General features: G+C 52.3%; 8 protein-coding genes. 3 read left to right on the top strand and 5 right to left on the bottom strand.

What is annotated here, in order from left to right; all coding sequences use genetic code 11:
- From BLR97_RS18830 to BLR97_RS18815, 4 genes are all read right to left on the bottom strand, one after another.
- Positions 1-283: transposase (locus BLR97_RS18830; protein ID WP_170833049.1), on the bottom strand; the 283-nt coding region annotated here is incomplete at its 3' end.
- A 513-nt stretch (positions 284-796) separates the two neighbouring features.
- Positions 797-970: a pyocin activator PrtN family protein gene (locus BLR97_RS18825; protein WP_089708361.1), complete on the bottom strand. Its 174-nt coding sequence runs from the start codon at positions 968-970 to the stop codon at positions 797-799.
- A 243-nt stretch (positions 971-1,213) separates the two neighbouring features.
- A complete protein-coding gene (locus BLR97_RS18820) occupies positions 1,214-1,636 on the bottom strand; it encodes a PIN-like domain-containing protein (protein WP_089708359.1) in 423 nt (140 codons plus the stop codon).
- A complete protein-coding gene (locus tag BLR97_RS18815; RefSeq protein WP_089708357.1) occupies positions 1,620-2,300 on the bottom strand; it encodes a MerR family transcriptional regulator in 681 nt (226 codons plus the stop codon). The genes BLR97_RS18820 and BLR97_RS18815 overlap by 17 nt, the downstream gene beginning before the upstream one ends.
- Before the next feature lie 1,032 nt (positions 2,301-3,332).
- Between BLR97_RS18815 and BLR97_RS18805 the strand changes: the two genes are divergently transcribed.
- Together BLR97_RS18805 and BLR97_RS18800 are read left to right on the top strand one after the other, a co-directional pair.
- Positions 3,333-3,938: a YajG family lipoprotein gene (locus BLR97_RS18805; protein ID WP_089708353.1), complete on the top strand. Its 606-nt coding sequence runs from the start codon at positions 3,333-3,335 to the stop codon at positions 3,936-3,938.
- A 408-nt stretch (positions 3,939-4,346) separates the two neighbouring features.
- On the top strand, positions 4,347-4,964 hold the full coding sequence (locus BLR97_RS18800; protein ID WP_244511414.1) for a hypothetical protein: 618 nt from the start codon (positions 4,347-4,349) through the stop codon (positions 4,962-4,964).
- A gap of 10 nt (positions 4,965-4,974) precedes the next feature.
- Here the strand turns inward: BLR97_RS18800 and BLR97_RS18795 are convergent, their stop codons facing one another.
- A complete protein-coding gene (locus tag BLR97_RS18795; RefSeq protein ID WP_089708351.1) occupies positions 4,975-5,499 on the bottom strand; it encodes a helix-turn-helix domain-containing protein in 525 nt (174 codons plus the stop codon).
- A gap of 254 nt (positions 5,500-5,753) precedes the next feature.
- On the opposite strand from BLR97_RS18795, the gene gltX reads away from it, so the two are divergent.
- On the top strand, positions 5,754-7,232 hold the full coding sequence (gene gltX / locus BLR97_RS18790) for a glutamate--tRNA ligase (RefSeq protein ID WP_089708349.1): 1,479 nt from the start codon (positions 5,754-5,756) through the stop codon (positions 7,230-7,232).
- Positions 7,233-7,312 lie beyond the last annotated feature (80 nt).

The raw sequence follows: 7,312 nt of genomic DNA, 5'->3' as shown, positions 1-7,312 counted from the left end.
GCTCGGGATAAAGGCCTTTTTCGCGGCAGTAAGCGCCAAGCTCTGCCTCTGACAGGGTGGCGGTTTCGATAACCACGGCGAGCTTGGCGTCAGCTGACCATTCGTTGTCGCTTTGGGTGTAACCCGGCACAGGCACTCCTTTTTCTCGACACTGTTTTAACCAACTATACAGCGTCGCGTCAGAGATGCCTTCTTCCGTTGCGACCGATACCACACTGCGATTGTGGGGTGGCAACAACTTCTTCAGAACGGCTGCTTTACGCTCTACAGAATAACGTGGCACAAGGACTCCATGCCGCTCCCTCTGGATTAGATTTAGGCGATATCGCCAACCGGACAACTAGGCTGACAGAGGGGGGTTCCAACCCTTAAGTGAAGCGTTTCGTTTGATTCACGTATTGAGGCTGATAGTCTGCTCATCTCATCTGCAGAGCTATTGATTTTTGTGAGAGAACGTGTAAGTGATTCGTTTGATAGGAAAGAATATACAATTGCTATTAATGCCAAAAGAAGCGAGGAAAAAGTAAGTGCAAATGCGATGTATTCTTGTAAGCGAGGTATACTTGCCAAATCTCTTGTTAAAAGGACAATTATTATCCCTACAAGAATTGATACAATGTATTTGAAGTGAATCGAAAGATTATTTTTCATTGGTCAACTCTAACTGAAATGTAAAGGATTAAGCCCGGCTGCTCAACCCTTTACGATACACTCAATCGTTAACCATCTTCCACTGTTCCCTAGCCTCAGCCCGTTTTTCATCGATGTACTGCGCCAAATCGATTGCGCTGACCAGCTAAGGACTTTTCTGCGAGTCGCCGGCGCGGTAGGCGGGTACCGGCAGGGCTTGGGCGCCGGCGCGGAATCCGGCCGTGCGGGCGGTGATGCCGAAGAAGCGCGGGGCGACTTCCTCCAGGGGTAACTCGGTGCGGCCGTTGAATTCGGCGAGTAGGCCAAAGTAAGTGTTCATTGTTGCCTCCCTGGGCGCTGCTTCCACTTCATGAAGCGTTGGCGAATGCGGTGGAACGTGGCCGCCGCGGTTGGGTTGTGATCCAGCTCCGCCCGGCTTTTGATCTGGCAGGCGGCGCAGAGCCAGTCGCGGGTGTCCTCGCTGGGACGCTCAATTTCCACCACCAGGCTGGGCGAGTATTGGGGCAGGTATAATGAATATTATGCCCCGAACTTAGAGTGGCCAGGATCTAGGTTTTAGTTTCTACTTTGCCGCTTTCTTACGACCTTTCAGTTTGGTGGGCTTCTTACATGGAAGGTCGTAGTGCGTAGGGCCTGGGGTGTCTAACACCTCTTTTGATATGGTGGGCCACCATTCGATCAGGCGTAAGGCAGTTTCCCATGCCTTAACGTTTTTCCAATCGTTGCCCAGGTTGATCGTCGTAATACCGCAGTTCTCAAATACAAACTTCTCGCGGTTCCCTTTTTGGAAACGGTCTTTTGACACGATCACCCAGCTCTTGTCTGATTGCTTGAGCTGTTCTAGCCATACATCATCCTGCATGCCAGGGCCGCCGTTGACGTCACGAGCATGCATAACGGTGTGATTTTCACTGCAAAGTTTGGCTAAGTGGTTGAGGGCGTTGGCGATGTGATGGCTAATGTTTTCGTCAATGAAGAAGTGCACCCGCCGAAATCCTTTTCTCGAATGTGACGGCGCGCTCTACTTCTTCTTGAGGCACATCATAAGCACGGGCTGCATCTGCCGCGCTGCCTTCTACCTCTGCCGCTTGAGCAAGTGTGGCAGTGGGCATGTGACTGGGCAGCACGATGGGCTTACCGAAGGCAAAGCGGGGGTCGACCACGATGCTTGGGTCTTCAGGATCGGGATGCCAGCGTACAGGATCTCCCTTTGCATCGAACTCAATTCCTGCCCTTAGCGAAGGCACTATTACATCTTCGAATGCGTTTTGGCGCTTAACCAGGTCAATCACGGTTGTTTCGCCACTTTCTTCCAGTGCCTTCAGGAAAACCTTTTGGCCATCTGTGCAAAGCTGCGGATTGATGAGTGGGTAATCGCGCTGAAGCAGTTCGCTTAGTTCATGCAATGCTTCACGGATGACCGATAAGCTCACATTGTGGCTACGGAATTTAGCCACGGCACGGAGTTCGAGCAGATCTTTAAAGCTGAGAGTGTCTTCTGCGCCTAACGCTTGGGGTTCGGGCTCCCAGAGAGGCCCCTTAGACGACCGCGCAGGCATAAGCCAGCGGCGAATCTTCTCCGCTTCGACGCCAATCAGGCGCTCTGCTTGCTTGGGACTGTAAAGCCCAATATTAGTGTATGCGGTCATCGTTTACCCCCCAGCTTGTCGCTAGGCGTATAAAAAAGCTTAACCATTGACGCGATATTGCGGTTTCAATTGGTATCTTTTGGAGTGTTTTACTCTGTTGTACATGGTTATAGTGTGACACTTTGCGTGTACAGCGCAAGCGATATCCGCCACAAACTGTGTCAGTTTGGCGGTTTTCGTAGCCGCATCAGAGCTGGCTATTCTCTTCCTCCTACCCATAACACTGGGCCCTCACCTCACACCTCACTTGCGCCCCAAAGCCCCCATCATTCAGCCAGTGCACTACCTCCGTCGCGAGCCCTTCGGTTTCGTCGATCTCCGGTTTTAACCCTGCGGGGTGAGGTGGGCGTCCCTGCGTGTCAGGGTTAGCTCGAATTCTGTGAAGCAGTTTTGGATGCGTTGCCAGTCAGCAATGGCCGCGATCTGGGCGTCTTCTTTGGGGCGCAGGCAGTGTGCCATTGTTTGGTAGAATCTGAGTCTCGATCACCACCTGGGATGCGCTGCCTGATGATAATCCTCATGTGACCGGCGAGCCCGACAGCACGCTGTTTAACCGCCAACAAGGTTACGAAGTGCTTTATATGCTGAATAGGGTGAGTAATTGATTCGCGATGAGCTGCCAAGCGATACACGCCAACAGTCGGACGTGAAAAAATGACTTGATGCGCGTCTGTGAAGACTCGGTAGTTCTACAAAACGTTTTCCCTGGCCACCGGCTGGGTATCCAGGTAGGGCACGCCGATAATGCGCGGCATCACCCCAGCTTTTGCTTTGCATTCAATAGCTCCTGCAGGCCGGTGCACTGGTTGGTTTCCGTGGTGGTGCCAATCACGTTGGAGGTGCTGGGCGAAGGCCTGCGCAATGTGTCGCAGCTCGGATGTGGTGAAGTCGATTCAACCCCTTTCTTTGCCTTTGACCCTTATCATTTCTCTGACTAGCTACGGACAAAATTAATTGACTAATAATAGTTCGAAGCTTAATTTTTTGTGCTTGCAGAAAACCAAAACTCACGCATGGATGTAAGGGAACCGGATGAAATTGCTAAAATTACTATGGGTGTTCGCGGGATTGGCGCTGTTGCACGGCTGTGCGGCGATACCGGAGTCGCATAAGCTAGTGTATGAACCGCAAGCGGATGTGGCTGCTGTGGAAGGCGCTTCTGAGGTGGCGGTGAGTGTGGTGGTTGCCGATGAGCGTGAAGATCAAAGCCGTATCAGCCATAAAAAATATTCTTATGGCGGCTTTGCCATGGCATCGATTTACAGTGAAGTGCCGGTAGAAGAGGAAATGCAAGCGGCCATTGAACAGGAGCTGGTGTCGAGAGGCTTTGGTATCGACAGTAGTGCGCCAGTAACCGTTCATGGTGACATTATTAAACTGTATTCGAATTTGCACCTGATCGACACGTTTTTTACAGGTAAAACGGTCGCTGACTCGACGTTTCAGGTAGAAGTGGTGTCAGATAATAACGAGGTGTTATTCAGTAGAGAAATTTCGGTCAACCCTGAGCATAAAGGGGTCATGTATATGTCATCTTATAACCTTGCCAGACCTATAGAAATGGCAATTGAAGAGACGCTCGATGAGCTGTTTAACGACCCGCTGTTTATTGAGGCGTTGCTCAATAAAAAAAGCTAAAAAAGCGTAAGGCTGGGCATACACTCCTGTGAGGAGCCTGAGCCTTAAACGTGTTACTGAAGCCCGCCTCTCAGCGGGCTCTTTGCTGGGTGCTTCTTACCAGTTAACGGCTTCCATCCTCTCCCGATCCCCTTATTCAAAGCCGCCACAATCGCGTCATCCCGCTCTCTGTTGTGTTCGTAAATGCTCTCTATTTGAGCCTCCATGATCAGCTCGCGCTCCTGGGGTCAAAACAGGATCTCCTGTTGGGCAGAATAGACGCGGCTTACTAGTGGTCTTTAATGCTGCAACAGCGTTGAGGGTCTCATCATGGAAGAAGCGCAATCTGCTCCTCAATCAGTGGGTTATTTCGCTGTGCTTGGCGTGGGGGAGTGATAAGCTGGAATCTATGGTGGTCGAGGAGCGGATATGCATAAGATGAGAATAAGTTTCAGGCTAGCATTGGTGGGCATCGCGTTTTCCACCATGACGTTACTGGTTGGCTGTAGTGACGCAGAGGAAGCCCCGCGGGATGCGCAGACCAGTGAAGCGGAAGAGGCGGCGTTGCAAGAGGAAGAGGCAAACCGCGAAGCGCAACAAGCCGAAATGATGGAAGAGAGAGAGCCGATAGACGTGCAGATATCGGTCTCGGCATCGATGCGCTCAGACCGTCTCATGATGGTCGAGGGCGAAACCAACCTACCCGATGGCGCGCTGGTGCAAGTGGTGGTTGAGCGAGAAATCAGCAGCGTTCGCTGGCGCGAGCGGGTCAATATACGGCAAGGACAGTTTAGCGCGGGGCCGTTTGGCCCCGGCAGTGGTTTGCCCGATGGTGGCTATAGCGTTAGCGTGGAACTCTCCGAGTCCAGCGTTCAGCCCGACGCCGTGCAGCAGCTCATTGGCCCAAAAGGTGAGTATTTGGCGGGCGCGTTGGTATCTGAGTCCCGCCATGGCCTAGGTCAAATTGCCACCTATACCACACGGTATATGGTAGGCAACGAACCCAGGCGCTCGCGCGATGGCGCAGAGCTACTTCAAACCCCTTAAGCGGCATGCATTAGGCCGATTTCCAATGGCCTAATACTACTGCCTGAATGGCGACATCGTTAGCCGCTTTGCTGAGCTGCGTTAGTTGCAACTGGCCGTCTTTCTCCACCAGATATTGGCCCGCCTTGTGAAATACCTGAGTCGGGCCGAGCAGTAGTAAGTCGCCTGGCTTTGCCGGCGCAAAGTTGGTGTCGGGCCCTGGTGTCACCATCATGCAGGGGGCTTTCCAGTTGGCTTTAAGCGGCAAATGCTCGGGCACGGTAAGCGACGTTGACTGCACCTGCTCCCAAGGGAGTGGGCCTTCATTATTCAGCGTTGGCAGTAAAGGCGCACTGTTACCTTCAAGCAGGGTGGCCAGTGAGCAGTCCAGCGCCTCGGCTAACGCCACTAAACGCTCGTGACCGATTTGCTTGATCGCACCGGATTCCCAATAAGAAATGGTGACATCTGACACGCCAACGTTTCTTGCAAGGGCAGCTTTATTGAGCTTGGCCCGAAGTCGCAGTTGCTTAATACGTGAGCCTAGCGATTCCATTTCGTTTTCCTGTTGAAGTTAGTCTATCGTGCCGATGGCACTGCAAAATTCTCATTGGGTAATGAGACATCAACCCAAATAATAAGTGCGCGCAATATTAATCGATTGTGCATTAACGCGCATCCGTTGGCTGACAACGGTGATTTAACTAAACTGTGACGCTTTCTAGGCGAAGTCGTTCCCTGCGTGATGGTGTTGGTTATTCACGGGGTGCGTATAATATCGCCACGCTTTATTGCCAAAAGGACGTTTTCATGACCGTACGTACCCGTATTGCGCCGTCGCCTACAGGGGATCCCCACGTTGGTACGGCGTATATCGCGCTGTTTAACCTATGTTTTGCGCGTCAGCACGGCGGCCAATTTATTCTTCGTATCGAAGACACCGACCGGGTGCGCTCGACGCCAGAATCCGAGCAAATGATTTTGGATTCGTTGCGTTGGCTGGGACTTGAATGGGATGAAGGCCCCGATGTGGGTGGCCCGCATGGCCCGTATCGGCAAAGTGAGCGGGGCGATATTTACGCGCAACACGCTCAGCAGCTACTCGATGCTGGCCATGCCTTTAAATGCTATCGCACCAGCGAAGAGCTGGATGAACTGCGTGAGTCGCGAAAAGCAGCGGGGCTGCACCTGGCGTTAAAACCGGCTGATCTGGCTCTGGATGAAGCTGAAGTGGCACGTCGCGAGCAGGAAGGCTGGCCGTATGTGGTGCGCATGAACGTGCCAAGCGAAGGTGTATGTATAGTGGGCGACATGCTGCGCGGCAATATTGAAGTGGAATGGGCGCAGGTAGATGCGCAAATTCTGCTTAAATCAGACGGCATGCCCACGTATCACCTTGCCAACGTGGTGGATGACCACTTGATGGGTATTACCCATGTATTGCGCGGTGAAGAGTGGATTAATTCAGCGCCTAAGCACCAGCTGCTTTATGAGTACTTTGGTTGGGACATGCCGCAGCTTTGCCATATGCCGCTGTTGCGCAATCCGGATAAATCGAAGCTTTCCAAGCGTAAGAACCCGACTTCCATCAACTATTATCGTCGGATGGGATTCCTTCCCCAAGCGGTCACCAACTACTTGGGGCGCATGGGTTGGTCAATGCCCGACGAGCGTGAGAAGTTTAGCTTGGCGGAGATGATGGCCGAGTTCGATATTCAGCGGGTGTCGTTGGGTGGGCCGGTCTTCGATCTCGAAAAGCTGACGTGGCTGAACGGTGTGTACATTCGCGAAGACCTAGACGACGATGGCCTGCTGCAGGCGCTGCGCGAGTGGGCGTTTAATGATGACTACGTAAAACAAATCCTGCCGCAAATTCGCCCTCGTATTGAGACACTTGCCCAAGCGACGCCTTTGGCGGGGCACTTCTTTGCCGGGCTGCCGGATCTAAAAGAGCAGGACTTTGATAGCGTCAAGCTTGAAAAAGACGAGTTGGTCAAGCTTCTACAATTCCTCGTCTGGCGTTTTGAAGCGGTTCCCGCCTGGCATAAAGAAGCGTTGCTGGAAGAAGTGAAAGCGTTGGCCGCGCATTTTGATCTCAAAATGAAGGTGTTTCTGGCACCGGTGTTTATCGCGATCACCGGTAGCAGCACCAGCACTTCCGTGATGGATGCGATGGCGATTTTGGGGTCAGACGTTACGCGTGCTCGATTGCGTCATGCGATTGACGTGCTGGGCGGTGTTTCTAAGAAGCAAGCAAAGCGGTTTGAAAAAGAGTTTCGCGAACTCTAAATCGTCGTGGAAAGCGTCAATGACAAGAACGATAATATTTTGACGTTTTCCTGGTTGACGAAGGCGAGGGTAATCAGTAA

The sequence above is a fragment of the Vreelandella arcis genome (genome assembly GCF_900103865.1).
Lineage (GTDB): Bacteria > Pseudomonadota > Gammaproteobacteria > Pseudomonadales > Halomonadaceae > Vreelandella > Vreelandella arcis.
This window is presented reverse-complemented; position numbering and strand designations above follow the sequence as displayed.

Bases quoted from the DNA above. Each gene is read 5' to 3' on its own strand.
- BLR97_RS18795 (WP_089708351.1), bottom strand. From the start codon at position 5,499: ATGGAATCGCTAGGCTCACGTATTAAGCAACTGCGACTTCGGGCCAAG.
- BLR97_RS18805 (WP_089708353.1), top strand. From the start codon at position 3,333: ATGAAATTGCTAAAATTACTATGGGTGTTCGCGGGATTGGCGCTGTTG.
- BLR97_RS18800 (WP_244511414.1), top strand. From the start codon at position 4,347: ATGCATAAGATGAGAATAAGTTTCAGGCTAGCATTGGTGGGCATCGCG.
- gltX (WP_089708349.1), top strand. From the start codon at position 5,754: ATGACCGTACGTACCCGTATTGCGCCGTCGCCTACAGGGGATCCCCAC.
- BLR97_RS18815 (WP_089708357.1), bottom strand. From the start codon at position 2,300: ATGACCGCATACACTAATATTGGGCTTTACAGTCCCAAGCAAGCAGAG.
- BLR97_RS18825 (WP_089708361.1), bottom strand. From the start codon at position 970: ATGAACACTTACTTTGGCCTACTCGCCGAATTCAACGGCCGCACCGAG.